This window comes from Pseudomonas sp. IT-P258 (genome assembly GCF_949767825.1).
Classification (GTDB): domain Bacteria; phylum Pseudomonadota; class Gammaproteobacteria; order Pseudomonadales; family Pseudomonadaceae; genus Aquipseudomonas; species Aquipseudomonas monachiensis.
The window spans coordinates 46,540-70,489 of the sequence record NZ_CATKPU010000032.1; the positions used below are offsets into that span (position 1 = coordinate 46,540).

The window sequence follows — 23,950 nt, forward strand, 5'->3', positions numbered from 1 at the left end:
TGGGGCATAATCGCCCGCGCCTCTGGATTGCAACGGGCCGATGGGCTAAAAAGAGGCCCTGCGCGAAAACGCATCCGCCATCTGGCTGTGTTTTTTGGCTCTGGTCTTTTGAGCAGGCACCCGAACAACAATAGACGCTCCCTAAATTTTGGCTGGCCGGCGTGTACATCGCCGTTTGGGCCCTTGAGAAAACTATTCATGAAGAAGCTGTGTTTGCTGGGCCTGTTCGTCAGCCTGGCCAGTCATAACGTATTGGCCGCCACGACGCCCGCACCCCTGGAGAACAAGGAAGCCTTCGTCAGCAACCTGATGAAGCAAATGACCCTCGATGAAAAAATCGGCCAGTTGCGCCTGATCAGCATCGGTCCGGAAATGCCGCGCGAAATGATCCGCAAGGAAATCGCGGCCGGCAACATCGGCGGTACGTTCAACTCGATCACCCGCCCGGAAAACCGCCCGATGCAGGACGCGGCCATGCGCAGCCGCCTGAAGATCCCGATGTTCTTCGCCTACGACGTGATCCACGGCCACCGCACCATTTTCCCGATCCCGCTGGCCCTGGCCTCGAGCTGGGACATGGACGCCATCGGCCTGTCCGGGCGCATCGCCGCCAAGGAAGCCGCGGCTGACAGCCTCGACATCACCTTTGCGCCAATGGTCGACATCTCCCGCGATCCGCGCTGGGGCCGTACTTCCGAAGGCTTCGGCGAAGACACCTACCTGGTGTCGCGCATTGCCGGTGTGATGGTCAAGGCGTTCCAGGGCACGGGCGCCAACGCCGCCGACAGCATCATGGCCAGCGTCAAGCACTTCGCCCTGTACGGCGCCGTTGAAGGTGGCCGCGACTACAACGTGGTCGACATGAGCCCGGTCAAGATGTACCAGGACTACCTGCCGCCGTACCGCGCCGCCATCGATGCCGGCGCGGGCGGGGTCATGGTCGCGCTGAACTCGATCAACGGCGTGCCGGCCACGGCCAACACCTGGCTGATGAACGACCTGCTGCGCAAGGAGTGGGGCTTCAAGGGTCTGGCGGTCAGCGACCACGGGGCGATTTTCGAGCTGATCAAGCACGGCGTTGCCGCCGACGGTCGCGAAGCGGCGAAGCTGGCGATCAAGGCCGGCATCCACATGAGCATGAACGACACCCTGTACGGCAAAGAGCTGCCAGGGCTGCTGAAGGCCGGCGAGATCCAGCAGAGCGACATCGACAACGCCGTGCGTGCGGTGCTCGGCGCCAAGTACGACATGGGCCTGTTCAAGGACCCGTACTTGCGCATCGGCAAGGCCGAGGATGATCCGGTCGACACCTACGCCGACAGCCGCCTGCACCGCGCCGAGGCCCGTGATGTGGCACGTCGCAGCCAGGTGCTGCTGAAAAACAGCAACGAAACCCTGCCCCTGAAGAAAACAGCGAAAATTGCCCTGGTCGGTCCGCTGGCCAAGGCACCGATCGACATGATGGGCAGCTGGGCCGCCGCCGGTCGCCCTGCTCAATCGGTGACCCTGTTCGACGGCATGACCAACGCCCTGGGCGACAAATCGACACTGATCTACGCCCGTGGCGCCAACATCACCAGCGACCCGAAAATCCTCGGTTACCTGAACTTCCTCAACTTCGACGCCCCGGAAGTGGTGGATGACCCGCGCCCGGCGAAGGTGCTGATCGACGAAGCGGTAAAAGCGGCCAAGAATGCTGATGTGGTGGTTGCCGCCGTCGGCGAATCCCGTGGCATGTCCCACGAATCGTCGAGCCGTACCGACCTGAACATCCCGGAAAACCAGCGCGAGCTGATCCGGGCCCTGAAAGCCACCGGCAAACCGCTGGTACTGGTGTTGATGAACGGCCGTCCACTGACGATCCTCGAAGAGAAGGAACAGGCCGACGCCATCCTGGAAACCTGGTTCAGCGGCACCGAGGGCGGCAACGCCATCGCCGACGTGCTGTTCGGCGACTACAACCCGTCGGGCAAACTGCCGATCAGCATCCCGCGCTCGGTAGGCCAGATTCCGACCTACTACAACCACCTGACCATTGGCCGACCGTTCACCCCGGGCAAGCCGGGCAACTACACCTCGCAGTACTTCGATGACACCACCGGTCCCCTGTACCCGTTCGGTTACGGTCTGAGCTACACCGACTTCAGCCTGAGCGACATGGCCCTGTCGTCGACCACGCTGAACAAGACCGGCAAGCTCGACGCCAGCGTCACAGTGAAAAACACCGGCAAGCGCGACGGCGAAACCGTGGTGCAGTTGTATATCCAGGACGTGGCAGGCTCGATGATCCGCCCGATCAAGGAACTGAAGAACTTCCAGAAGGTGATGATCAAGGCCGGCGAACAGAAAGTCGTGCACTTCACCATCACCGAGGACGATCTGAAGTTCTACAACACCCAGCTCAAGTACGCGGCGGAGCCGGGCAAGTTCAACGTGCAGATCGGCCTGGATTCAGAGGACGTGACGCAGCAGAGTTTTGAGTTGCTGTAATTAATCAAACACCGCAATAACCCTGTGGGAGCGAGCTTGCTCCCACAGTGGTTTGTGGTGGTCAAAAAATACGGGCTATCCCCGTCGATCCAGCAGATTCACCACCACCCGATCCACCCATCCCCACACCCGCTGCTTGACCCGTTTCCACAGCGGTCGGCGCTGCCATTCCTCCAGGCTGACTTGCTCGCTCAACCCAAAGTCCCGCTCGAAACTCGCCGCCACCGAGCGGGTCAATCCGGGGTCCAGGGCCTCCAGGTTGGCTTCCAGGTTGAAGCGCAGGTTCCAGTGATCGAAATTGCACGAGCCGATGCTCACCCAATCATCGACCAGGACCATTTTCAGGTGCAGGAAGCACGGCTGGTATTCGTAAATATTCACCCCCGCCTTGAGCAGTCGCGGGTAGTAGCGATGCCCGGCATAGCGCACGGACGGATGGTCGGTACGGGGCCCGGTCAGCAGCAACCGCACATCGACGCCACGGGCAGCGGCCCGGCGCAGGGAACGGCGGACTTTCCAGGTCGGCAAAAAATACGGTGTGGCCAGCCAGATCCGTCGTTGACCGCTGTTCAGGGCACGCACCAGCGATTGCAGAATGTCACGGTGTTGACGGGCGTCGGCATAGGCCACCCGACCCATGCCCTCTCCGACGGACGGCACCCGTGGCAGGCGCGGCAGACCGAAATGCGAGGCCGGTCGCCAGGCACGTCGATGGCGGTTGGCAATCCACTGACGATCGAACAACAACTGCCAGTCGAGCACCAGCGGCCCGGTGATTTCCACCATCACTTCGTGCCATTCGCTGACGTCTTCGCCCGGTGTCCAGAACTCGTCGGTGACACCGGTGCCGCCGACCACGGCCAGGCTCTGGTCCACCAGTAACAGCTTGCGGTGATCGCGGTAGAAATTACCAACCCAGCGCCGCCAGTTCAGGCGATTGTAGAAACGCAATTCGACCCCGGCCGCCATCAGGCGCTGTCGCAAGGTCAGTGTGAACGCGAGGCTGCCGTAGTCATCGAACAGGCAACGCACCCGCACACCGCGCTCGGCAGCCTGGACCAGCGCCTGGACCATGGCTTCGGCGCAGGCACCCGCCTCCACCAGATACAGCTCCAGTTCGACCTGTTCTTCGGCACGGGCAATCGCCACCAGCATGCGCGGGAAGAATTGCGGACCATCGATCAGCAGTTCGAAGTGGTTGCCTTCACGCCAGGGAAAAATCGCTCCGGCCATGTCAGCGCGCCGTGAATATCAGTACCGCACTCACCGGCACTGAAAGACTGATCGCCGACAGGCCGGCCATTTTGCGCAACGCTTCCAGCCCGGGAGCCAAATCGAAATCCTCGGCATTGATCACCAGCGGTTCGAGGGTCACCACCTGAAAGCGCCGGTCATCGAGCCGGGTCGCCAGCAATTGGGCGTTGTACGTGTGTTTCTGACCATGCAGGTCGACGGTCAGCGGCAGGCGCAACTCCAGTTGCGCGCCGGGAGCGAGGTCGTTGATCGGGCGCAGATCGATTTTCGTGGTGATCAAGGCGTCGGAAAACCGGTCGATCTGGAACAGTTCCTTGCGCATGCGCTCATCGCGCAGCGGGATGCCGCTGTTGATCGACTCCAGCTCGACTTCCACCTGCGCCAGCCCCTCGGGATCGACTTTGCCGTGCAGGACCAGGAAGCGCTGCACTTCAGAGACATTGGCATTCTTGGTGCTGACAAACGACAGGCGCGAAGACTCGCCGTCGAGGTACCAGTCGGCGCGGGCCGACAATGCGGCACCCGTCAGTAGCAGAAAAACGAGGGATCGGAGGGCGGAGCGCTTGAACATAGAGACTCGTCAGGCAGGGAAACCTGTGCTGAACCTTAACCGGCCTGACACAGGTTGCAAGAAATGTGTTGCCTTGAGTCTCTAAACCATCACAAGTTCCACTCAGGCCATCGCCTGTTGCACATTACCAATGGTCGCGGCCAGGCTGTTGAGGTGCAGGTTGAGTACCCGCTCCACCGGCGCCTGATCCATCGGCCAGTGCAGCGCCATGCTGCCGACCAGGCGGCCATCGGTGCGGATCGGCAGGGCCACCGCGCGAATCAGGAACGGCAGGCGCACCGGATACTCCCAATAACCCTCGGTGCGCTGCCCGAAGCCTTGATGCAATGCCTGCTCAGTGGTGTTGAACAAGGCTTCGTCCGTCACTCGCTCACGGCTGGCCAGACGCTCCACTTCATGGCTGTCCAGTTCGCCCAGGCACGCCCGGCCCATGGCCGAATGGAACAGGCTGGCGTGCTGGCCGACGATCTGACAGTTGTTCGGGTATCGCTTGCGCAGCACCGTGGGAATCGCGCTTTCCATGACCTCGATCCGCTCACCATCAAAACACGACAAGTCCGCCACCAGCCCGGTGCGCTCGCTCAACTCCAGCAACAGCGGCGCGGCGTTCTCCACCAGGCGCCGCTTGAAGCGCTGCTGGCTGTCACCAAACAGGCGCTTGGCGCACAACCGGTAGCGCCGATCGCTCAGGCCGCGATAGATCCAGCCCTGCTCCTGCAACGTCAGCAACATGCGCGACACCGTGGCCTTGGGCAGGTTCGTCAAGTAGTGCAACGCCTCCAGCCCCAACGCCTGATGCTCACCCAGCAACTCGACAATCGCCAGGGCGCGCTCGACGGAACGCACGCTGCCGGATTCTGCCTTGCTCTCCATAGGTTCGATCTCCCTAAGCGCAGATGGATGTTCACTTTGCGCAGCAAGATGCGGGCCTGTCGGCCAGTCTCAGGTATTTTGCAGACAGCCGGGCGGCCTGCGCTTGACCCATTGAGTCAACTGCTCATGGGCAAACGCCAGTTGCAACACCGCGCGGTCAGCCTGGGCCCGACCTATGATTTGCAGGCCCATCGGCAGTCCGGCCAGGTTGAATCCCACCGGCACATTCATGCTCGGCAACCCGGCCAGGGTCGGCCCGATGACAACCTCCATCCAGCGGTGGTAGGTGTCCATGGCCTGCCCGCCAACGACGCGCGGCCAAGGGGTTTGTGCATCAAAAGGAAACACCTGGGCGGTAGGCAGCAGCAGGAAGTCGTAACGTTCGAACAATTCGTTCAGCGCTCGATACCACTCGCTGCGACTGACCGAGGCCTGATAGACATCCGCCGCCGTCAGACGCAGCCCGCCCTCGACTTCCCATCGGGCTTCGGGTTTGAGTCGTTCGCGTTTTTGCGCATCGGCATACAACCCGCCGAGGCTGCCTTGCACCAGCCAGTGGCGATGCACCAGCCAGGTTTGCCACAGGCGTTCCATGGAGAAGTCCGGCTGGCAGGCCTCGACTTTGCAACCCAGGGCGGCGAAGTCCTGCAACGCCGATTCACACAGGCTCATGACGCCGGGCTCCATCGGCAGGTAGCCGTTGTAGTCCCCCAGCCAGCCGAGTCGCACATCCCGGAAATCCTGCTGCAACGACTGATGAAATATCCCCGGATCTTCAGTCAGCGACAACGGCACGCGCGGGTCATACCCGGCCTGGGTGCCGAGCAAACGGGCAACATCGGTGACCGTGCGGCCCATCGGGCCTTCCGTGGCCAGTTGCTGGACGAACATTTCCGGCCCGGGCCCGAACGGCACGCGCCCCTGGGACGGACGAAATCCATAGACGTTGTTGAACGCCGCCGGATTGCGCAGCGAGCCCATCATGTCGCTGCCGTCGGCCACCGGCAGCATGCGCAACGCCAGCGCCACCGCCGCCCCGCCACTGCTGCCGCCGGCAACCAGGGTCGGGTCGTAGGCGTTGGTGGTGGTGCCAAACACGCTGTTGTAGGTTTGCGAGCCGAGGCCGAACTCCGGGACGTTGCTCTTGCCGATGATGATCGCCCCGCAGTCGCGCACCCGCGCCACGCTGATGGCGTCGTGTTGCGGAACCTGCTCGGCGAACAGCGGCGAGCCCATTGTGGTGCGCAAACCGGCGGTGGCCGCCAGGTCCTTGACCGCTTGCGGCATGCCGTGCATCCAGCCTCGGGACTGACCCAGGTTGAGTTCGCTATCACGCTCGTCGGCCTCTGCCAGCAACGCCTGGGCCGGACGCAGGGACACCAGCGCATTGACCTGTGGATTGAAGCGTTCGATCTGCGCCAGATACGCCTGCATCACCTCGCGACAGGACACCTGCCGCCCATGAATGGCCCGGGACAGCGCATCGGCCTCCATTTCAACAATCGGATTGCTGCTCAAGGTTTCACCCCAAGATTGAGTTCAACGGATCTTTTTGCCCGTGGTGCTTCCTGCATGCAGTAGGTGCCGAGCAACGTCAGCAAGCAGGCGAACAACACGTAGAACGATGGCGCCACCGGAGTCGCCAAAACCTTGCTCAGCCAGGTGACGATCAGCGGCGCGAACCCGCCGAAGACCATGACCGCGACGTTGTAAGCCACCGACACCCCGGTGGAGCGCACTTCGATCGGGAACTGCTCGGCCAGTGCCGTCGGAGCCGGGCCGAAAAAACCACCGATCGCACTGCACAGCAACAGTTGCATCACCAGCAAACGCTCCACCGATGGCGCCGCCGCCACCCACACGTACAAGGGATAAACCATCAGGAAAAACGCCAGGGTGAAGGCCATCAACACCGGGCGGCGGCCGAGGCGGTCCGACAGTGCGCCAGACAAGGGAATGATCACGGTCATCAGCGCCACCGCGAGCATTTGCACCAGCAGCACCTGATCCAGCGGCAGGCCGAGATTCTTGTGGGCGAAAGTCGGCATGTTCACCAACACCACGTAGAACGACACGGTCGCGCCACAGGCCAGGCCCATGGACACCAGAATGCTGCGTCGGTGTTCGCGGATCACTTGCATCAGGCTTGGGCTCGCGCCTTTGGCCTGTTTGCGTGCTTCGAGAAATTCTTCCGGTTCTTCCATGTGCTTGCGAATCCACAAGCCCACCGGGCCGATCAGCAAGCCCAGCACAAACGGAATCCGCCAGCCCCAGCTCTCCAGTGCCTCAGGGGACAGCAGGTGGGTGAACAAGGCGACCATCGCCGCCCCGGAGAACACCGCCAGGCATTGCCCGACCAATTGCCACGAGCCGTACAAACCCTTGCGGTGTGCCGGGGCGCTCTCCACCAGGAACGCCGTGGCGCTGGCGTACTCGCCACCTGTGGCGAAGCCTTGCAGCATCCGCGCAACCACGATCAACAGCGGCGCGCCCATCCCGATAGCGGCGTAGTTCGGCGCAAACGCAATCAGTGCGATGGATACGGTCATCAGGCGAATGATCATCTGCATCGCCGCCTTGCGCCCTTTGCGGTCCGAATACATCCCCAGCAGGATGCCGCCCACCGGACGCATGAAAAAGCCGACGCCGAAAGTCGCCAGGGCCATCAGCAAGGATGCGTATTCGTCGTCAGAGGGGAAAAATTGCCGGGCGATGATGCTGGCCAGAAAGCCGTAAACGATGAAGTCATACCATTCCAGCGCGTTGCCGATAACCGCGGCGACCACCTGCCGGGTGCGCGAAACGCCTGTGCTCGAAGTGTGCATGGGGAGCTCTCCAGAAACCTGTTGGGAAACGGCGGGCACGGCAGCGCGCACCCGGTCCAGCGGCAGTAGAAAGTGCCAGGAGTCAGGCAGGCTTGAGCCAGCTCTCGGTCAGCGCGCCCCAATACGCGGCACCGGTCAGCAGGATGTCGTCGTTGAAGTCATAGGCGGGGTTGTGGACCATCGGCCGCGACACGCCATTGCCGATGAACAGGTAGGCGCCAGGGCAGCGTTGCAGCATCCAGGCGAAGTCTTCGCTGCCCATGAGTTTGGGGGTGTTGCCGTCCACCGCATCAGCGCCAACCAACTCGACACCGACCTGCCGGGCGAACTCGGTTTCGGCCGCGTGGTTGACCAGCACCGGGTAGGCCGGGCGATGTTCGATGCGCGAACTGCATCCGAAACTCCGGGCCTGGGATTCGATGATTGCGCGCACGCGTTCGAGGGTCTGCTCGCGCACCTGGGCATTCAGTGCCCGCAGGCTCAGGCGCAGGATCGCCTGCTGTGGAATGACGTTGGCCGCTTCCCCGGCCTGCAACGCGCCCACCGTGACCACCGCCGCCTGCTGCGCATCGATGTTGCGCGCGACCACGGTCTGCAGGGCCATGACCACACTGGCCGCCGCCACCAGCGGGTCGACTGCCAGATGCGGCATCGAACCGTGGCCGCCGACACCTTCGATGGTGACGTTAAGCAAATCCTGCGAGGCCATCATCGGCCCCTCACGAAACCCCAGATGGCCGGCGGGTAGCCCCGGCATGTTGTGCATGCCGAACAACGCATCGCAGGGGAAACGTTCGAGCAGGCCATCGGCGAGCATCGCTTCGGCACCGCCCTGGCCTTCTTCGGCAGGCTGGAAAATCAACGTCAGGGTGCCATCGAACTGGCGGGTCGCCGCCAGGTAGCGCGCCGCGCCCAGCAGCATCGTGGTGTGGCCGTCATGCCCACAAGCGTGCATGCAGCCCTGATGCTGGCTGCTGTAGGTTGCGCCGGTGTTCTCGTTGATCGGCAGCGCGTCCATGTCCGCCCGCAAGCCGAGTCTGCGCGGGCTGCTGCCGTTACGCAGCACGCCAACCACACCGGTCTTGCCGATGCCGGTGTGCACCTCGTAGCCCCAATCCGCCAGGGATTTGGCCACCAGCGCCGAAGTGCGGTTTTCCTCGAAGCCGAGTTCCGGGTGGGCGTGGATGTCCTGGCGGGTGGCGTGCAGGTCGCTGGCCACGTCGTTGAGCCAGGCAAGGATGTGCTGATATCGGGTCATGACGATTGTCCTCGGGCCGGGTGTAGTCCCGTTCTTGTTGTTCGCTGTGATTTCGCGACAGCAGGTCGCGCTCACCGCCAGATAACCGCGAGTCGCGCGCAAGGACAATCGAATGTGGTTCCACAGAGTGGAACCTGAAGGGAAATCAGGGCCGCAAGCGGCAGCCCTGGCGCTCGCCGATCCACGCCGCACTGTTGCTGCGGCCCATGCCGCTGACCGTGACGCGCTTGCCGAACGGGTCATCGGCAAAGCCGCTGGCGGGCAGCCACTGTTTCACATAGCCGCGGCAGTACTCGGCGTCGTTGTTCATCACGTAGCGGCACGAACAGTATTCCTTGGCGGTGTAGGCGCTGATGATGTCGGGGAACGCCCACAACGCCACCCGCTCGTGCCAGATCCAGCCGAGCAAGGCGATCAGCAGGATCAGCAACAGGGAACTGACCGGTCGACGGCGAATGAAACCGCTCATGGCTGCACCTTCCCGGCAAAGGCCTTGAGCGCGAGCTGCAGCAATTGGTTGTGCCGGTAACGACCGTCGCGGTCATCGCCGTAGCGGACGATCACCAGTTGTTCACTGGGGATCACATACATTGCCTGGCCCCAATGACCCAACGCGGCGAAGGTGTCGGCGGGGGCATCGGGCCAGGGTCGTGCCACGCCCTCAACAGCTCGATTGAGCCACCACTGGCCGCCGGGGACGGCATCGTCTTGACCGGCGTGATAGTGAGTGAACGGCTCGCGGTTGAACGCCACCCAGTCCTTGGGCAGCAATTGCTTGTCTGCCCAGCGCCCCTCGCGGGCCATCAACAGACCGACCCGGGCCAGGTCCCTTGCAGTGAGGTAGGCATAGGAAGAAGCGACGAAAGTGCCCGTGTCATCGGTTTCCCAAATGGCATGGCGAATGCCCAGCGGCTCGAACAGCGCAGTCCACGGATAGTCGGGATAGCGGCTGGGGCCGACGATGGTTTTCAATGCGGCGGACAACAGGTTGCTGTCACCGCTGGAGTAGCGAAATGCCTGGCCGGGCGCTGCGTACTCCGCATGGGCCGCGGTGAACGCCGCCATGTCGTGGTGACCACGGGTGTAGAGCATGGCCACCACCGAAGACTTTAGCGGCGCGTATTCGTAGTCTTCCTGCCAGTCCAGGCCCGAGGCCCAGTGCAGCAGGTCGGCCATGGTCATGTCGGGGTATTTTTGCAGGGGCGGATAAAACTTCGCCACAGGGTCGCTGAGTTTGAACAAGCCTTCGCCGTAAGCCACACCGAGGACCGTCGCCATCAGGCTCTTGCTGATCGACCAGGTCAGGTGCGGCGTCTCGGCCGTCGTCGGGCCGGCGTAGCGTTCGTAGATCAACTGGCCGTCGCGGATCACCAGCAAGGCATCGGTGCGAATGCCCTGGCGAGTAGTGTCGTCGCGGGGTGGGAAGGCATAGGCTTCCAGGGCTTGAAGCGCCGGGCCAGCGGGCGTCGGGGCGGTCGGCCATTGCTCGGTGAGCCAGTTTTCAGCCTGGGCCGTGAGGCTGAGCAACAGCAGGAAAATCAGGGACAAGCCTTTGGGCATGGCGGGGGCTCACAGGGAATAACCGGATCAGCCTAGCCCAGTTAAATGACACTCACGCGACCCTTGTAGGAGCTGCCGAAGGCTGCGATCTTTTGATTTTGCTCTTTGGCCATACCGAAAAGAACAGGATCAAAAGATCGCAGCCTTCGGCAGCTCCTACCCGGAATCGTCAGAGGTCTGCCATTGCCTTGGCCAACCGCTTGCCCCGAGCCCCTGCCGCCAAATCCATCACCGCCTGATCCCGCTGCCACATCGTCGCCCACTTTGGAGGCCCTCCAGCCAGCGCTTCATTCACCTCAGCCTTGAGCCCATCGAACAGAGCAAACAACCCGCCAAGCATCACATGCCCGGCCGGATGGGTCGGTGGCTGGCGGCTGGCTTCCGCACACCCCGCCAGCAACCCCAGCAATCGCAGTTGCAAGCCTTGCGGCCAATCGCATTCCTGGCCGACGCCATACAACCACGCCGTCATGGCGCTCAGTACATAGATGTCTTCCAGCGTGCGGAACGGTTTGACGTACGCGTCCCAACCATCCCCCGCGAGCAACTCGCACAGCGCGTTATCCAGAAACAGGCGGCCATGGCTGATGTCCGGCATCAACGGGATCGGCGCCAGCTTTTCCACCCACACACCCGGCTCGTCGCGATAGATCACCGCCAGGCTCAAGCGTGGATCTGCGCCGGGCTCCTCACTGCGCGCAGCCACCAGCAGCCAGTCGGCTGCATTACCGGCGGTGACGAAATCCTTGCGTCCGCTCAGGCGCAAACCGCTCAACCGGGTTTGCATGTCGGCCGGGCGCAGGCTGCGCTGTTCGGTGGCGCACAGCGCACCCAGGCTCAGTGGCGCGCTTGGCCAGAGCATGCGCAAGGCCGCCTGATACCCCACCAGAAACGCCAGCCCCGGCGTCGCCATCAGCCGCCCGCCAAGCACCGCCAGTTCAAACGGCGCGACCGTGCCCAACTGCTGCAACAAAGTCGCGAAGCCTTCGGCCAGATCCGGGTTGGCGGGCAAGCGATCACGGCGGTTCAACAGGGTTTGCCAGGGCATAAGGGGCTCCTCGAGGGCTGTCATATAAGCATCACCAAAGCTTAATGGCGATGACACCGGGGCTACATAGCCTGACTTTGCACAACACGGCTAGACAAGTCGATTCGCTGTAGCCCAAAGACAGGTGAGCAGCCCGCACGGAGATTCGCCATGACTCAGATCGCCCGCATCAGCGACACCGGCAACGAACGCCGCCTGCAAGCCGAACGCCTGGTGGGCGCCGAGGCATTGCAGGAGGCCCAGGCCTTGCGCTTCAACGTGTTCAGCGGTGAGTTCAACGCCAAGCTGAAAGGCGCGGAACTGGGTCTGGACATGGATGACTACGACGTTCACTGCGCCCACATCGGTGTGCGTGACCTGAATACCGGCCGTCTGGTGGCGACCACCCGTTTGCTCGACCACACGGCTGCCAGCAGCCTGGGCAAATTCTACAGCGAAGAAGAATTCAGCCTCCACGGCCTGGTGCACCTGCAAGGCCCGATCCTGGAAATCGGTCGCACCTGCGTCGACCCGGCCTACCGCAACGGCGGCACCATCGCCGTGCTCTGGGGCGAGCTGGCCGAAGTCCTGAACCAGGGCGGCTACAGCTACCTGATGGGTTGCGCGAGCATTCCGATGCAGGACGGCGGTGTACAGGCCCACGCGATCATGCAGCGTCTGCGCGAACGCTACCTGTGCACCGAACACCTGCGCGCCGAACCGAAAAAACCGCTGCCGAGCCTGGCCATCCCGTCGAACGTGATCGCCGAAATGCCACCGCTGCTCAAGGCCTACATGCGCCTGGGCGCCAAGATCTGCGGCGAGCCATGCTGGGACGAAGATTTCCAGGTCGCCGACGTGTTCATCCTGCTCAAACGCGACGAGCTGTGCCCGCGTTACGCCAAACACTTCAAGGCGGCTGTGTAATGAGCCGGCTGCGGGTGTACGCGCGAATCGCGCGAGTGCTGCTGGTGGTGACGCTGGGCCTTTGTATGGCCAGTGTGTTCGGGCTGTTCGAGCGCCTGGGCCTGGCCCACTCGATGGCGCGTCGTCAGCGCTGGTCGCGTTTTTTCATGGCCCGCCTGAGCAACGCCCTGCCCTTCGACGTGACCGTCCACGGCGAGCTGCCGAAGACGCCGATGCTGTGGGTCAGCAACCACGTGTCCTGGACCGACATCCCGTTGCTGGGGATGCTCACGCCGCTGTCGTTCCTGTCCAAGGCCGAAGTGCGCACCTGGCCGGTGGCCGGCTGGTTGGCGGCCAAGGCCGGCAGCCTGTTTATCCGCCGTGGCTCGGGTGACAGCCAGTTGATCCGCAAGCAGATGACCCGTCACCTGGAACAGGCACACCCCCTGCTGATGTTTCCGGAAGGCACCACCACCGACGGCCGTTCGCTGCGTACTTTCCACGGCCGCCTGCTGTCCGCCGCCATCGACTCCGAAGTGGCGATGCAGCCGGTGGCGATTCGTTATGTGCGTGATGGCCAGCCTTGCGCGCTGGCGCCGTTCATTGGCGACGATGACTTGCTTTCGCATCTGATGCGCTTGTTTGCCAATGACCGTGGCGGCGTGGAGATTCATCTGCTCAAGCCAATCGCTTGCGAAGGTCGGGAGCGCGCGGCCCTGGCGTTCGAGGCACAGCAGGCGGTGCAGAAGGCGTTGTTTGGAGCTGTCGCAGAACCTCAGCGCGCACCGATGCGCCCTGCCATTGCGGCTTGATTCAATCTCCGATTCAACAGTAAACCCTGTGGGAGCGGCGGTGCGGCGATCCCACAGGGGTTCTATGGTGTTGGATAGTTCCGGGCAAAATCCTGCAACTGCGGATAGAACAACCGAAAGTCCTCGCTCAACGGTTCATACAACCGCCGCAACTCCTGCATCGCCGCCGCCAGCTCTTCCGGCCGGGTCAGGCGCCGCGAGATCCCGCGCAACACCTGCTCCAGCACTTCGAATTCCTGATACGAACCCAGCCAGTCATTGGCCACCATGTGCGGCGCAATCTTCGCCAGCCGCTCCGGCAGTTGTCGTTCGCTGGACAGCACCCGGTACACGTCTGAAGTGAACAGCTCCAGCGGCCGGTCGGCGTACAGAGTCCAGTCACGAGCCAGGCAATGGTCGAAAAACACGTCGAGCACGATCCCCGCGTAGCGACGACGGGTCAGGGAAAAACGCGACAACGCGACGTCCACCAGCGGATGGCGATCGGTGAACACGTCGATGCTGCGGTGCAACTGGATAGCCCCCTCGATTTCCGGAGCGAACTGCCCTTGCAGCCGTCCCTTGACGAAATCGCCGTACAGACTGCCGAGCAATTGGCCAGGACGCTGGCCACCGAGGTGAAGATGTGCGAGATAGTTCATGGGCGCAGCTTAGCACTGCCCCCTTGTCTTGTTACACTCACCATATCGTTATAACTCGATATACCGAAATGTGAGCTGGTCAGAGCCAAATCATATTTGTATATCGCGAAATACAGATTTAAAGTTCGCCTCATCGCGATATAGCGTTTTAAACATCACGAGCCCACATCATGACCATCAATCTCGACGAAATAATAAAAGCCCTGGCACACCCAGTACGGCGAGAAATCCTGCACTGGCTCAAGGACCCGACCGTCGAATTTCCCGACCAGTCCCATAGTAACGAGCACGGCGTTTGCGCCGGGCAGATCGATCAACGTTGCGGCCTGTCGCAGTCCACGGTGTCCGCACACCTGGCGACCCTGCAACGCGCCGGCCTGATCAGCAGCCGTAAAGTCGGCCAGTGGCATTTTTTCAAACGTAACGAGGAAACCATTCAGGAGTTCCTCCGCATATTCAACAAAGAGCTCTGACCCTTAACGTCAGCCAGCCGACAAGGAATTAACCAATGCCCCTCTCGCTACTCATCCTCGCCTTGAGCGCCTTCGCCATCGGCACCACCGAGTTCGTCATCATGGGCCTGCTGCCCAACGTGGCGGCTGACCTCGGTGTGTCGATTCCCGGTGCCGGCTGGCTGGTGACCGGTTACGCCCTGGGCGTGGCCATCGGTGCGCCGTTCATGGCGCTGGCCACCGCCAAACTGCCGCGCAAGGCAGCCCTGGTGGCGTTGATGGGCATCTTCATTGTCGGCAACCTGCTTTGCGCAGTCGCCGGCGACTACAACGTCCTGATGTTCGCCCGTGTGGTCACCGCCCTGTGCCACGGCGCCTTCTTCGGTATCGGTTCGGTGGTAGCCGCCGGACTGGTGCCTGCGAACAAACGCGCTTCGGCCGTGGCCCTGATGTTCACCGGCCTGACCCTGGCCAACGTCCTCGGCGTACCGCTGGGCACCGCCCTCGGTCAGGAAGCCGGCTGGCGTTCGACCTTCTGGGCCGTGACCGTGATCGGTGTGATCGCACTGATCGGCTTGATCCGCTTCCTGCCGGCCAAGCGTGATGAAGAAAAACTCGACATGCGCGCCGAACTGGCCGCACTCAAGGGCGGCGGTATCTGGTTGTCCCTGAGCATGACCGCGCTGTTTGCCGCGTCGGTGTTCACCCTGTTCACCTACGTCGCCCCGCTGCTGGGTGAAGTGACCGGCGTCTCGCCCCGTGGCGTGACCTGGACCCTGATGCTCATCGGCCTGGGCCTGACGGTCGGCAACATCATCGGCGGCAAGCTGGCCGACAAAGGCATGGCCGCGACGCTGATCGGCGTGTTCATCACCATGGCCGTGGTGTCCACCGTGCTGACCTGGACCAGCGTCGCGCTGATCCCGACCGAAATCACCCTGTTCCTCTGGGCCACCGCGTGCTTCGCCGCCGTACCGGCGCTGCAAGTGAACGTGGTGACCTTCGGCAAGGCCGCACCGAACCTGGTGTCAACCCTGAATATTGGCGCTTTCAACATCGGCAACGCCTTGGGTGCCTGGGTCGGCGGCAGCGTGATCGCCCACGGCTTCGGCCTGACCAGCGTGCCCCTCGCGGCAGCCGTACTGGCGGTACTCGCCCTGCTGGTGACCCTGATTACTTTCCGTCAGAGCGGCAATCCCGATCTGGCCCCAGCTACTTCTAACTGATCTCCAAAAGAGAGCCATTAAATGACGACTATTTTCGATCCGATCAAACTGGGCGACCTCGAGTTGGCCAACCGCATCATCATGGCGCCACTGACCCGCTGCCGCGCCGACGAAGGTCGCGTGCCCAACGCGCTGATGGCCGAGTACTACGTGCAACGCGCCTCCGCCGGCCTGATCCTCAGCGAAGCCACTTCGGTCACGCCAATGGGCGTCGGCTACCCGGACACCCCGGGCATCTGGTCCAACGATCAGGTGCGTGGCTGGTCCAACGTGACCAAGGCGATCCATGGCGCGGGCGGCAAGATCTTCCTGCAACTGTGGCATGTGGGTCGCATTTCCCACGGTTTGTACCTGAACGATGAAGCCCCGGTCGCCCCGAGCGCCATCCAGCCCAAGGGCCACGTCAGCCTGGTGCGTCCGTTGGCCGACTTCCCGATGCCGCGCGCCCTGGAAACCGCTGAAATCGCTGACATCGTCGACGCTTACCGCGTCGGTGCCGAGAACGCCAAGGCCGCCGGCTTCGACGGTGTGGAAATCCATGCCGCCAACGGTTACCTGCTCGACCAGTTCCTGCAAAGCAGCACCAACCAGCGCACCGACAACTACGGCGGCTCCCTGGAAAACCGTGCCCGCCTGCTGCTGGAAGTGACTGACGCGGCGATCGAAACCTGGGGGGCCGGCCGTGTGGGCGTGCACCTGTCGCCACGCGCCGACCTGCATGACATGGGTGACGACAACCTGGCCGAAACCTTCACCTACGTCGCTCGCGAACTGGGCAAGCGTGGCATTGCCTTCATCTGCTCGCGGGAGAAAGAAGGTGCCGACAGCCTCGGTCCACAACTCAAGGAAGCCTTCGGCGGCCCTTACATTGCCAACGAGCGTTTCACCAAGGACAGCGCCAACGCGTTGCTCGCCAGCGGCAAGGCCGATGCAGTCGCATTCGGCGTACCTTTCATTGCCAACCCTGACCTGCCGGCACGTTTGAAGGCTGATGCACCGCTGAACGAAGCGCGCCCGGAACTGTTCTACGCCCCGGGTCCGGTTGGTTACATCGACTACCCGACGCTGTAATCGACAACTGTTGAAAACCAAAAGCCCCGACTCGAAAGAGCCGGGGCTTTTTAATATGTGACGGTTTGACACTATCCCCACGATCATCGGCAGGTACTCACAGCACTCGACACAAATTCACTACAAATTACTGAGCTTGCTACCTGTCAACCTGCCGAGTGTAAGTATATAAAAGCACCCCATTGTGGAAGGGCGCGTGAAGAACTGTTCATCTTCGGCTTCAACGGTTGACACACAAGGCGCCGATTACGCATTTTGCTTTATTTGCGCAGGCTGGGGCTAAAGCGCAACAGATCCAGACCGGTATCGACCCAACGCTCGGCTTCGGCGTGCAATTCAAAACTGTCGGGGGCCAGCAGCCACTGGTACAGGATGCCATCAATATAAGCATGCAAGCTGATCGCGGCGCGGGCAGTGTCGAGGTTTTCCGGCAACTGGCCACGGTTCACGGCATTGCTCAGGGCCAGGCCGATCCGCACATTACATTCGAGGTTGGCTGACACCCGTTGTTGGCGCAGATCGCACATTTCATTGGTGAATTCGCACTTATGAAAAAGAATCTCGTTAATGCGTCGGGTTTTCGGGTCCAGCGCAATTTGATGAAACAAATGAATCAACAGCTTGCGCATGCAGCCCAGGGGATCGAGTTCGTCTTCGCTCTCGCTGGCCTTGGCCATTTCTTCCAGCGGCTCATGCAGGGTGTCGAGCATGGCCTGCACCAGATCCGCCTTGTTGCTGAAATGCCAGTAGATGGCCCCTCGAGTGACGCCGGCCAGGGTCGCGATGTCCGCCAGGGTGGTGCGCGCCACGCCTCGCTCGTAAAAGGCCTTTTCGGCCGCCACGAGAATTTGCGCGCGGGTTTCCTGAGCTTCCTCTTTGGTACGACGGACCATGGCAGTACAACCTCAATCAGGGTGCTTCAGCGATGCCTGAACATCGGCTGAATAAAAGTGGGGCGAACGTTCTGGGGGGCGTCCCCGGCCTACAATTTCAACCTTTCAACGGCTTGTGTAACGGCGCGGGTACATAGCCTGGGTATTTACAAACAGCCATGTACGTAAGTATATTCCTTAGCAAGCTACTTATCCACTCGGCAAACATTTTTCAACCTTCCACCTTTCTAGTGCGCACCTTGCGCGCCTGACCCGAGGATTTTCATGCAATTCAAGCCAGCTGTTACCGCTCTGGTCGCCGCCGTCGCCCTGGCATCGCTGCTCAGCGGATGCAAAAAGGAAGAGGCAGCACCGGCCGCCCCACCGCCTCAGGTCGGCGTCGTGACTCTGCAACCGCAAGCTTTCACCCTGACATCCGATCTGCCAGGCCGTACCAGTGCGTTCCGCATTGCCGAAGTCCGCCCGCAGGTCAACGGCATCATTCTCAAGCGCCTGTTCAAGGAAGGCAGTGACGTCAAGGCCGGACAGCAGCTCTATCAGATCGACCCGTCGATTTATGAAGCAACGCTCGCCAGCGCCGAAGCCAACCTGCGTTCGACCAAGTCGATTTCCGACCGCTACAAGCAACTGGTCGACGAACAAGCCGTAAGCCGTCAGGAATACGACACTGCCGTGGCCAATCGCCTGCAATCGGAAGCCGCGCTGCAGACCGCACAGATCAACGTGCGCTACACCAAGGTCTATGCCCCGCTGACCGGCCGCATCGGCCGCTCCTCGGTGACCGAAGGCGCGCTGGTCAGCAATGCCCAGGTCGACGCGATGGCGGTGATCCAGCAAATCGACCCGATCTACGTCGACGTGACGCAGTCCTCGGTCGAGTTGCTGCAACTGCGCCGTGAGCTGGAAAGCGGTCGCCTGCAAAAGGCCGGCGATAACGCAGCCTCGGTCAAGCTGACCCTCGAAGACGGCAGCGAGTACAAGCTGGACGGCAAGCTGGAGTTCTCCGAAATCTCGGTTGACCAGACCACCGGTTCTGTCACCCTGCGCGCCATCTTCCCGAACCCTGACCACACCCTTCTGCCTGGCATGTTCGTGCACGCCAAGTTGCTGGCCGGTGTGAACAGCGCGGCGATCCTGGCCCCGCAACAAGGCGTGACCCGCGATCTCAAGGGGACGCCAACCGCACTGGTTGTCGGCCCGGACAACAAGGTCGAACTGCGTCAACTCAAGGCCAACCGCACCGTCGGCAACCAATGGCTGATCGAAGACGGCCTGAAGGCCGGCGATCGCCTGATCACCGAAGGTCTGCAATTCGTCAAACCCGGCATCGAAGTCAAGGCCAGTGAAGCGACCAACGTAGCCGCAAAGAACCCGGCCCCCGCCCAGGCAGCTGATAAAGCGTCTGGCGGCAAAGGGGAGTAAACCATGTCGAAATTTTTTATCGACCGTCCGATTTTCGCCTGGGTAATTGCCCTGGTGATCATGTTGGTCGGGGCACTATCGATCCTCCGGTTGCCGATCAACCAGTACCCGAGCATTGCGCCTCCGGCGATTGCGATCTCCGTGGCCTACCCGGGTGCTTCGGCACAAACGGTTCAGGACACCGTGGTTCAGGTGATCGAGCAACAGCTCAACGGTATCGACCACCTGCGTTATGTCTCGTCGGAAAGTAACTCCGACGGCACCATGACCATTACCGCGACCTTCGAGCAAGGCACCAACTCCGATACCGCGCAGGTTCAGGTCCAGAACAAGCTGAACCTGGCCACCCCGCTGCTGCCGCAAGAAGTGCAGCAACAGGGTATCCGCGTCACCAAGGCGGTGAAGAACTTCCTGTTGGTGATCGGCGTGGTGTCGCGTGACGGCAGCATGACCAAGGACGACCTGTCCAACTACATCGTGTCGAACATGCAGGACCCGATCTCGCGGACCGCCGGTGTCGGTGACTTCCAGGTGTTCGGTTCGCAGTACGCCATGCGTATCTGGCTCGACCCGGCCAAGTTGAACAACTTCAACCTGACCCCGATCGACGTCAAGACCGCTATCGCCGCGCAAAACGTCCAGGTGTCGTCCGGCCAGCTCGGCGGCCTGCCTGCCCTGCCCGGCACCCAGCTGAACGCAACCATCATCGGCAAGACCCGCCTGCAGACCGCGGAGCAATTCGACAAGATCCTGCTCAAGGTCAACAAGGACGGCTCCCAGGTTCGCCTCAAGGATGTCGCCGAAGTCGGTCTGGGTGGCGAGAACTACAGCATCAACGCCCAGTTCAACGGCGCCCCGGCTTCCGGCCTGGCGGTGAAACTGGCCACCGGTGCCAACGCTCTCGACACCGCAAAAGCCCTGCGCACGACCATCGACAGCCTCAAGCCGTTCTTCCCTGAAGGGATGGAAGTGGTGTTCCCGTACGACACCACCCCGGTGGTGACCGAATCGATCAAAGGCGTGGTTCACACCCTGGTCGAAGCGGTCGCACTGGTGTTCCTGGTGATGTTCCTGTTCCTGCAAAACTTCCGCGCCACCATCATCACCACGATGACTGTGCCGGTGGTATTGCTCGGTACGTTCGGGATCCTCGCGGCCGCCGGCTTCAGCATCAACACCCTGACCATGTTCGGCATGGTGCTGGCCATCGGCTTGCTGGTGGACGACGCCATCGTCGTGGTGGAAAACGTCGAACGGGTAATGAGCGAAGAAGGCCTGTCGCCCAAGGAAGCCACCAAGAAATCCATGGGCCAGATCCAGGGCGCACTGGTCGGTATCGCCCTGGTGCTGTCGGCGGTTCTGTTGCCGATGGCGTTCTTCAGCGGCTCCACCGGTGTGATCTACAAGCAGTTCTCGATCACCATCGTCTCGGCCATGGCCCTGTCGGTACTGGTCGCGCTGATCTTCACCCCGGCGCTTTGCGCCACCATGCTCAAACCGATCCCGAAAGGCGAGCATGGTGTACCCAAGCGTGGTTTCTTTGGCTGGTTCAACCGCAATTTCGACCGCGGCGTTCGCGGCTACGAACGCGGTGTCGGCAATATCCTGCAGCGCAAGATCCCGTATCTGCTGGCGTACCTGCTGATCGTGGTGGGCATGATCTGGCTGTTCACCCGCATTCCAACGGCGTTCCTGCCGGAAGAAGACCAGGGTGTACTGTTCGCCCAGGTGCAGACCCCGGCCGGCTCCACGGCCCAGCGCACCCAGGTGGTGGTGGATGAAATGCGTGAATTCCTGCTGCGCCCTGGCAAGGATGGCGGCGAAGGCGATGCGGTGAACTCGGTGTTTACCGTGACCGGCTTCAACTTCGCCGGCCGTGGCCAGAGTTCGGGCATGGCGTTCATCATGCTGCGTCCGTGGGACGAACGTAACGCCGACAACAACGTGTTCAAGGTGGCGGCCCGTGCCCAGCAGCACTTCTTCACCTTCCGCGATGCCATGGTATTCGCCTTCGCGCCACCAGCGGTACTGGAACTGGGTAACGCCACCGGTTTCGACGTGTTCCTGCAGGACCGTGCCGGTATCGGCCACGAAAAACTGATGCAGGCGCGCAACCAGTTCCTCGGCATGGCGGCGCAAAGCAAGATCCTGTCCCAGGTCCGTCCGAACGGCCTGAACGACGAACCGCAATACCAGTTGGAGATCGATGACGAGAAGGCCAGCGCCCTGGGCGTGACCATCGCTGACATCAACAACACGTTGTCGATTGCCTTGGGCAGTAGCTACGTCAACGACTTCATCGACCGCGGTCGTGTGAAGAAGGTTTACGTGCAAGGCCAGCCCGGTGCTCGCATGAGCCCTGAAGACCTGCAGAAGTGGTACGTGCGTAACGCCACCGGCACCATGGTTCCGTTCTCGGCGTTCGCCAAGGGCGAGTGGATCTACGGTTCGCCGAAACTGGCCCGTTACAACGGCGTGGAAGCGATGGAAATCCTCGGCGCCCCAGCTCCGGGATACTCCACCGGTGAAGCCATGCTCGAAGTCGAAGCCATCGCCAGGAAACTGCCGGCGGGTGTCGGTATTTCCTGGACCGGCCTGTCGTATGAAGAGCGTCTGTCCGGTTCGCAAGCTCCGGCGCTGTACGCCCTGTCGCTGCTGATGGTGTTCCTGTGCCTGGCGGCGTTGTATGAAAGCTGGTCGATTCCGATCGCGGTGATGTTGGTGGTGCCGCTGGGGATCATCGGTGCACTGATGGCCACTAGCCTGCGCGGTTTGTCCAACGACGTGTACTTCCAGGTAGGTTTGTTGACGACTATCGGTCTGGCGGCGAAAAACGCCATTCTGATTGTCGAATTTGCCAAGGAACTGCACGAACAAGGGCGTAGCCTGCGCGATGCAGCGATCGAGGCCTGCCGCATGCGTCTGCGACCGATCATCATGACCTCGCTCGCCTTCGTCCTCGGTGTGGTACCACTGGCGATATCCACGGGCGCAGGTTCCGGTAGCCAGCATGCAATCGGTACCGGCGTGATCGGCGGTATGATCACGGCGACTGTGCTGGCGATCTTCTGGGTCCCGCTGTTCTTCGTCACCGTGTCGTCCATAGGCCAGCGCAAAATCGCCGACCAGGATGATGCTACTGAAACTCCTAAAGAGGCTGGCCAATGAGCAAGTCGCTACTCTCCCTGGCAGTCGCCGCCTTCGTGCTCGGTGGCTGCTCGCTGATACCTGATTATCAGCAGCCTGAAGCGCCGGTGGCGGGCCAGTACCCGCAGGGCCTGGCATACTCGCCGGCCCAGGCACCGGCGCAAGCGGCTGCCGAGCAGGGCTGGAAGCAGTTTTTCCATGACCCGGCGCTGCAACAGCTGATCCAGGTGGCCCTGGAAAACAACCGTGACCTGCGTGTCGCGGCCCTGAACATCGACGCGTTTGCGGCTCAATACCGCATCTCCCGTGCCGATCTGTTCCCGGCCGTCTCGGCCAACGGCACCGGCAGCCGTCAGCGGCTTCCGGCTGACGCTTCGCAGACCGGCGAAGCAGGCATCACCAGTTCCTACTCGGCAACTGTTGGCGTCAGCGCCTACGAACTCGACCTGTTCGGTCGGGTTCGCAGCCTGAACGAAGAAGCGCTGCAGAAGTACTTCGCCACGGAAGAAGGCCGCCGCAGCACGCAGATCAGCCTGGTGGCCAGCGTGGCCAATGCCTACCTGACCTGGCAGGCCGACAAGGAACTGTACAAGCTGACCCAGGACACCCTGGCTGCCTTCGAGGAGAGCTACAAGCTCACCGCCCGCAGCAACGAAGTCGGCGTCGCCTCGGCCCTGGACCTGGCGCAGTCGCGTACCTCGGTGGAAAACGCCCGTGCGCAACTGGCCAAGTACACCCGTCAGGTCGCCCAGGACGAAAACAGCCTGGTGCTGCTGCTCGGTACCGGCGTCCCGGCCAACCTGCAAGCAGCCAAACCGCTTGACGACGACCTGCTGAGCGACGTTCCGCCCGGCCTGCCGTCGGACCTGCTGCATCGTCGTCCGGACATCCTTCAGGCCGAGTACAACCTCAAGGCCGCCAATGCCAACATCGGCGCGGCGCGGGCTGCGTTCTTCCCGAGCATCAGCCTCACGGCCAATGCGGGCAGCCTGAGCCCGGACCTGTCCGGTCTGTTCAAGGGTGGCTCGGGCACCTGGTTGTTCCAGCCGCAAATCAACCTGCCGATCTTCAACGCCGGCGCCCTGAGCGCCAGCCTGGATTACTCGAAGATCCAGAAAGACATTGGCGTGGCGAACTACGAGAAGTCCATTCAAACGGCCTTCCAGGAAGTCGCCGACGGCCTGGCCGCCCGCCAGACCTACGTCCAGCAGTTGCAGGCGCAGAAAGATTTCGTCAATGCCAACCAGGACTACTACCGCCTGGCCGAGCGTCGCTACCGCATCGGTGTCGACAGCAACCTGACCTTCCTCGATGCCCAGCGTCAGCTGTTCAGTGCGCAACAGGTGTTGATTACCGACCGTCTGGCGCAGTTGGTCAGCCAGGTCAACCTGTACAAGGCCCTGGGTGGTGGCTGGAACGAACAGACGGCGAAGAACGAGCCGTTGAAAGAAGAAGCGCCGAAGATGAAGTACTTCTGATAGCGCTGTGAAAACACGAAGCCCACCTTTTGGTGGGCTTTTTG

20 protein-coding genes are annotated in these 23,950 nt (G+C 62.0%); 9 read left to right on the plus strand and 11 right to left on the minus strand.

What is annotated here, in order from left to right:
• Nucleotides 1-198: 198 nt before the first annotated feature.
• A complete protein-coding gene (bglX, locus tag ACM6G4_RS12810) occupies nucleotides 199-2,490 on the plus strand; it encodes a beta-glucosidase BglX (protein ID WP_414913823.1) in 2,292 nt (763 codons plus the stop codon).
• Between the two features lie 75 nt (nucleotides 2,491-2,565).
• On the opposite strand, the gene ACM6G4_RS12815 is transcribed toward bglX, so the two are convergent.
• From ACM6G4_RS12815 to ACM6G4_RS12855, 9 genes are all read right to left on the minus strand, one after another.
• Entirely contained in the window at nucleotides 2,566-3,723 is a 1,158-nt protein-coding gene (locus ACM6G4_RS12815) for a phospholipase D-like domain-containing protein (RefSeq protein WP_056720764.1), read from the minus strand.
• Nucleotide 3,724: 1 nt separating this feature from the next.
• Nucleotides 3,725-4,315 carry a YceI family protein gene (locus ACM6G4_RS12820; protein WP_056720766.1) on the minus strand — a complete coding sequence of 197 codons (591 nt, stop codon included), beginning with the start codon at nucleotides 4,313-4,315 and terminating at the stop codon, nucleotides 3,725-3,727.
• A 102-nt stretch (nucleotides 4,316-4,417) separates the two neighbouring features.
• Nucleotides 4,418-5,188, minus strand: a complete 771-nt coding sequence (locus ACM6G4_RS12825) for an IclR family transcriptional regulator (protein WP_414913824.1) — start codon at nucleotides 5,186-5,188, stop codon at nucleotides 4,418-4,420.
• A gap of 69 nt (nucleotides 5,189-5,257) precedes the next feature.
• Entirely contained in the window at nucleotides 5,258-6,706 is a 1,449-nt protein-coding gene (locus tag ACM6G4_RS12830; RefSeq protein ID WP_414913825.1) for an amidase, read from the minus strand.
• Complete coding sequence (locus ACM6G4_RS12835) at nucleotides 6,703-8,013, minus strand: citrate-proton symporter (RefSeq protein WP_056720769.1); 1,311 nt, start codon at nucleotides 8,011-8,013, stop codon at nucleotides 6,703-6,705. The genes ACM6G4_RS12830 and ACM6G4_RS12835 overlap by 4 nt, the downstream gene beginning before the upstream one ends.
• Before the next feature lie 82 nt (nucleotides 8,014-8,095).
• Nucleotides 8,096-9,271 carry a M20 aminoacylase family protein gene (locus ACM6G4_RS12840; RefSeq protein ID WP_056720771.1) on the minus strand — a complete coding sequence of 392 codons (1,176 nt, stop codon included), beginning with the start codon at nucleotides 9,269-9,271 and terminating at the stop codon, nucleotides 8,096-8,098.
• A gap of 145 nt (nucleotides 9,272-9,416) precedes the next feature.
• Complete coding sequence (locus tag ACM6G4_RS12845) at nucleotides 9,417-9,740, minus strand: amidase (RefSeq protein WP_414913826.1); 324 nt, start codon at nucleotides 9,738-9,740, stop codon at nucleotides 9,417-9,419.
• A complete protein-coding gene (locus ACM6G4_RS12850; protein WP_414913827.1) occupies nucleotides 9,737-10,831 on the minus strand; it encodes a serine hydrolase domain-containing protein in 1,095 nt (364 codons plus the stop codon). The genes ACM6G4_RS12845 and ACM6G4_RS12850 overlap by 4 nt, the downstream gene beginning before the upstream one ends.
• 169 nt (nucleotides 10,832-11,000) lie before the next feature.
• The gene (locus ACM6G4_RS12855) at nucleotides 11,001-11,879 is read right to left on the minus strand and encodes an acyl-CoA dehydrogenase (protein WP_414913828.1); all 879 of its coding nucleotides are present in this window, start codon (nucleotides 11,877-11,879) and stop codon (nucleotides 11,001-11,003) included.
• Nucleotides 11,880-12,029: 150 nt separating this feature from the next.
• On the opposite strand from ACM6G4_RS12855, the gene olsB reads away from it, so the two are divergent.
• On the plus strand, nucleotides 12,030-12,785 hold the full coding sequence (gene olsB, locus ACM6G4_RS12860) for an L-ornithine N(alpha)-acyltransferase (protein WP_414913829.1): 756 nt from the start codon (nucleotides 12,030-12,032) through the stop codon (nucleotides 12,783-12,785).
• Entirely contained in the window at nucleotides 12,785-13,576 is a 792-nt protein-coding gene (locus ACM6G4_RS12865) for a lysophospholipid acyltransferase family protein (RefSeq protein WP_056720778.1), read from the plus strand. Before olsB ends, ACM6G4_RS12865 begins: the two co-directional genes overlap by 1 nt.
• A 62-nt stretch (nucleotides 13,577-13,638) precedes the next feature.
• Here ACM6G4_RS12865 and ACM6G4_RS12870 read toward each other — a convergent pair whose 3' ends face one another.
• On the minus strand, nucleotides 13,639-14,217 hold the full coding sequence (locus tag ACM6G4_RS12870; RefSeq protein WP_056720780.1) for an ACP phosphodiesterase: 579 nt from the start codon (nucleotides 14,215-14,217) through the stop codon (nucleotides 13,639-13,641).
• A 170-nt stretch (nucleotides 14,218-14,387) separates the two neighbouring features.
• Between ACM6G4_RS12870 and ACM6G4_RS12875 the strand changes: the two genes are divergently transcribed.
• From ACM6G4_RS12875 to ACM6G4_RS12885, 3 genes are read left to right on the plus strand one after another with little or no spacing between them, the layout of a single operon-like run.
• Nucleotides 14,388-14,690 (plus strand): ArsR/SmtB family transcription factor, encoded by a 303-nt coding sequence (locus tag ACM6G4_RS12875; protein ID WP_007976715.1) that lies wholly within the window; start codon nucleotides 14,388-14,390, stop codon nucleotides 14,688-14,690.
• A 35-nt stretch (nucleotides 14,691-14,725) separates the two neighbouring features.
• Complete coding sequence (locus ACM6G4_RS12880) at nucleotides 14,726-15,895, plus strand: MFS transporter (protein ID WP_223459332.1); 1,170 nt, start codon at nucleotides 14,726-14,728, stop codon at nucleotides 15,893-15,895.
• A 21-nt stretch (nucleotides 15,896-15,916) separates the two neighbouring features.
• Nucleotides 15,917-16,966: an alkene reductase gene (locus tag ACM6G4_RS12885; protein WP_414913830.1), complete on the plus strand. Its 1,050-nt coding sequence runs from the start codon at nucleotides 15,917-15,919 to the stop codon at nucleotides 16,964-16,966.
• A 260-nt stretch (nucleotides 16,967-17,226) separates the two neighbouring features.
• Here the strand turns inward: ACM6G4_RS12885 and emhR are convergent, their stop codons facing one another.
• Nucleotides 17,227-17,859 carry an efflux system transcriptional repressor EmhR gene (gene emhR / locus ACM6G4_RS12890; protein WP_414913831.1) on the minus strand — a complete coding sequence of 211 codons (633 nt, stop codon included), beginning with the start codon at nucleotides 17,857-17,859 and terminating at the stop codon, nucleotides 17,227-17,229.
• Between the two features lie 264 nt (nucleotides 17,860-18,123).
• On the opposite strand from emhR, the gene emhA reads away from it, so the two are divergent.
• Genes emhA through emhC form a run of 3 tightly spaced genes read left to right on the plus strand, consistent with a single transcriptional unit; the run spans nucleotide 18,124 to nucleotide 23,906 of the window.
• Nucleotides 18,124-19,281 (plus strand): efflux RND transporter periplasmic adaptor subunit EmhA, encoded by a 1,158-nt coding sequence (emhA, locus tag ACM6G4_RS12895; RefSeq protein ID WP_414913832.1) that lies wholly within the window; start codon nucleotides 18,124-18,126, stop codon nucleotides 19,279-19,281.
• Between the two features lie 3 nt (nucleotides 19,282-19,284).
• Entirely contained in the window at nucleotides 19,285-22,449 is a 3,165-nt protein-coding gene (gene emhB / locus ACM6G4_RS12900; protein WP_414913833.1) for an efflux RND transporter permease subunit EmhB, read from the plus strand.
• Nucleotides 22,446-23,906 (plus strand): efflux RND transporter outer membrane subunit EmhC, encoded by a 1,461-nt coding sequence (emhC, locus tag ACM6G4_RS12905; protein ID WP_056720793.1) that lies wholly within the window; start codon nucleotides 22,446-22,448, stop codon nucleotides 23,904-23,906. Before emhB ends, emhC begins: the two co-directional genes overlap by 4 nt.
• The last annotated feature ends 44 nt before the right edge of the window (nucleotides 23,907-23,950 follow it).

Coding starts and splice junctions, on each gene's coding strand:
- bglX (WP_414913823.1), top strand. CDS start 199: ATGAAGAAGCTGTGTTTGCTGGGCCTGTTCGTCAGCCTGGCCAGTCAT.
- ACM6G4_RS12815 (WP_056720764.1), bottom strand. CDS start 3,723: ATGGCCGGAGCGATTTTTCCCTGGCGTGAAGGCAACCACTTCGAACTG.
- ACM6G4_RS12820 (WP_056720766.1), bottom strand. CDS start 4,315: ATGTTCAAGCGCTCCGCCCTCCGATCCCTCGTTTTTCTGCTACTGACG.
- ACM6G4_RS12825 (WP_414913824.1), bottom strand. CDS start 5,188: ATGGAGAGCAAGGCAGAATCCGGCAGCGTGCGTTCCGTCGAGCGCGCC.
- ACM6G4_RS12835 (WP_056720769.1), bottom strand. CDS start 8,013: ATGCACACTTCGAGCACAGGCGTTTCGCGCACCCGGCAGGTGGTCGCC.
- ACM6G4_RS12840 (WP_056720771.1), bottom strand. CDS start 9,271: ATGACCCGATATCAGCACATCCTTGCCTGGCTCAACGACGTGGCCAGC.
- ACM6G4_RS12845 (WP_414913826.1), bottom strand. CDS start 9,740: ATGAGCGGTTTCATTCGCCGTCGACCGGTCAGTTCCCTGTTGCTGATC.
- ACM6G4_RS12850 (WP_414913827.1), bottom strand. CDS start 10,831: ATGCCCAAAGGCTTGTCCCTGATTTTCCTGCTGTTGCTCAGCCTCACG.
- ACM6G4_RS12855 (WP_414913828.1), bottom strand. CDS start 11,879: ATGCCCTGGCAAACCCTGTTGAACCGCCGTGATCGCTTGCCCGCCAAC.
- olsB (WP_414913829.1), top strand. CDS start 12,030: ATGACTCAGATCGCCCGCATCAGCGACACCGGCAACGAACGCCGCCTG.
- ACM6G4_RS12865 (WP_056720778.1), top strand. CDS start 12,785: ATGAGCCGGCTGCGGGTGTACGCGCGAATCGCGCGAGTGCTGCTGGTG.
- ACM6G4_RS12870 (WP_056720780.1), bottom strand. CDS start 14,217: ATGAACTATCTCGCACATCTTCACCTCGGTGGCCAGCGTCCTGGCCAA.
- ACM6G4_RS12875 (WP_007976715.1), top strand. CDS start 14,388: ATGACCATCAATCTCGACGAAATAATAAAAGCCCTGGCACACCCAGTA.
- ACM6G4_RS12880 (WP_223459332.1), top strand. CDS start 14,726: ATGCCCCTCTCGCTACTCATCCTCGCCTTGAGCGCCTTCGCCATCGGC.
- ACM6G4_RS12885 (WP_414913830.1), top strand. CDS start 15,917: ATGACGACTATTTTCGATCCGATCAAACTGGGCGACCTCGAGTTGGCC.
- emhR (WP_414913831.1), bottom strand. CDS start 17,859: ATGGTCCGTCGTACCAAAGAGGAAGCTCAGGAAACCCGCGCGCAAATT.
- emhA (WP_414913832.1), top strand. CDS start 18,124: ATGCAATTCAAGCCAGCTGTTACCGCTCTGGTCGCCGCCGTCGCCCTG.
- emhB (WP_414913833.1), top strand. CDS start 19,285: ATGTCGAAATTTTTTATCGACCGTCCGATTTTCGCCTGGGTAATTGCC.
- emhC (WP_056720793.1), top strand. CDS start 22,446: ATGAGCAAGTCGCTACTCTCCCTGGCAGTCGCCGCCTTCGTGCTCGGT.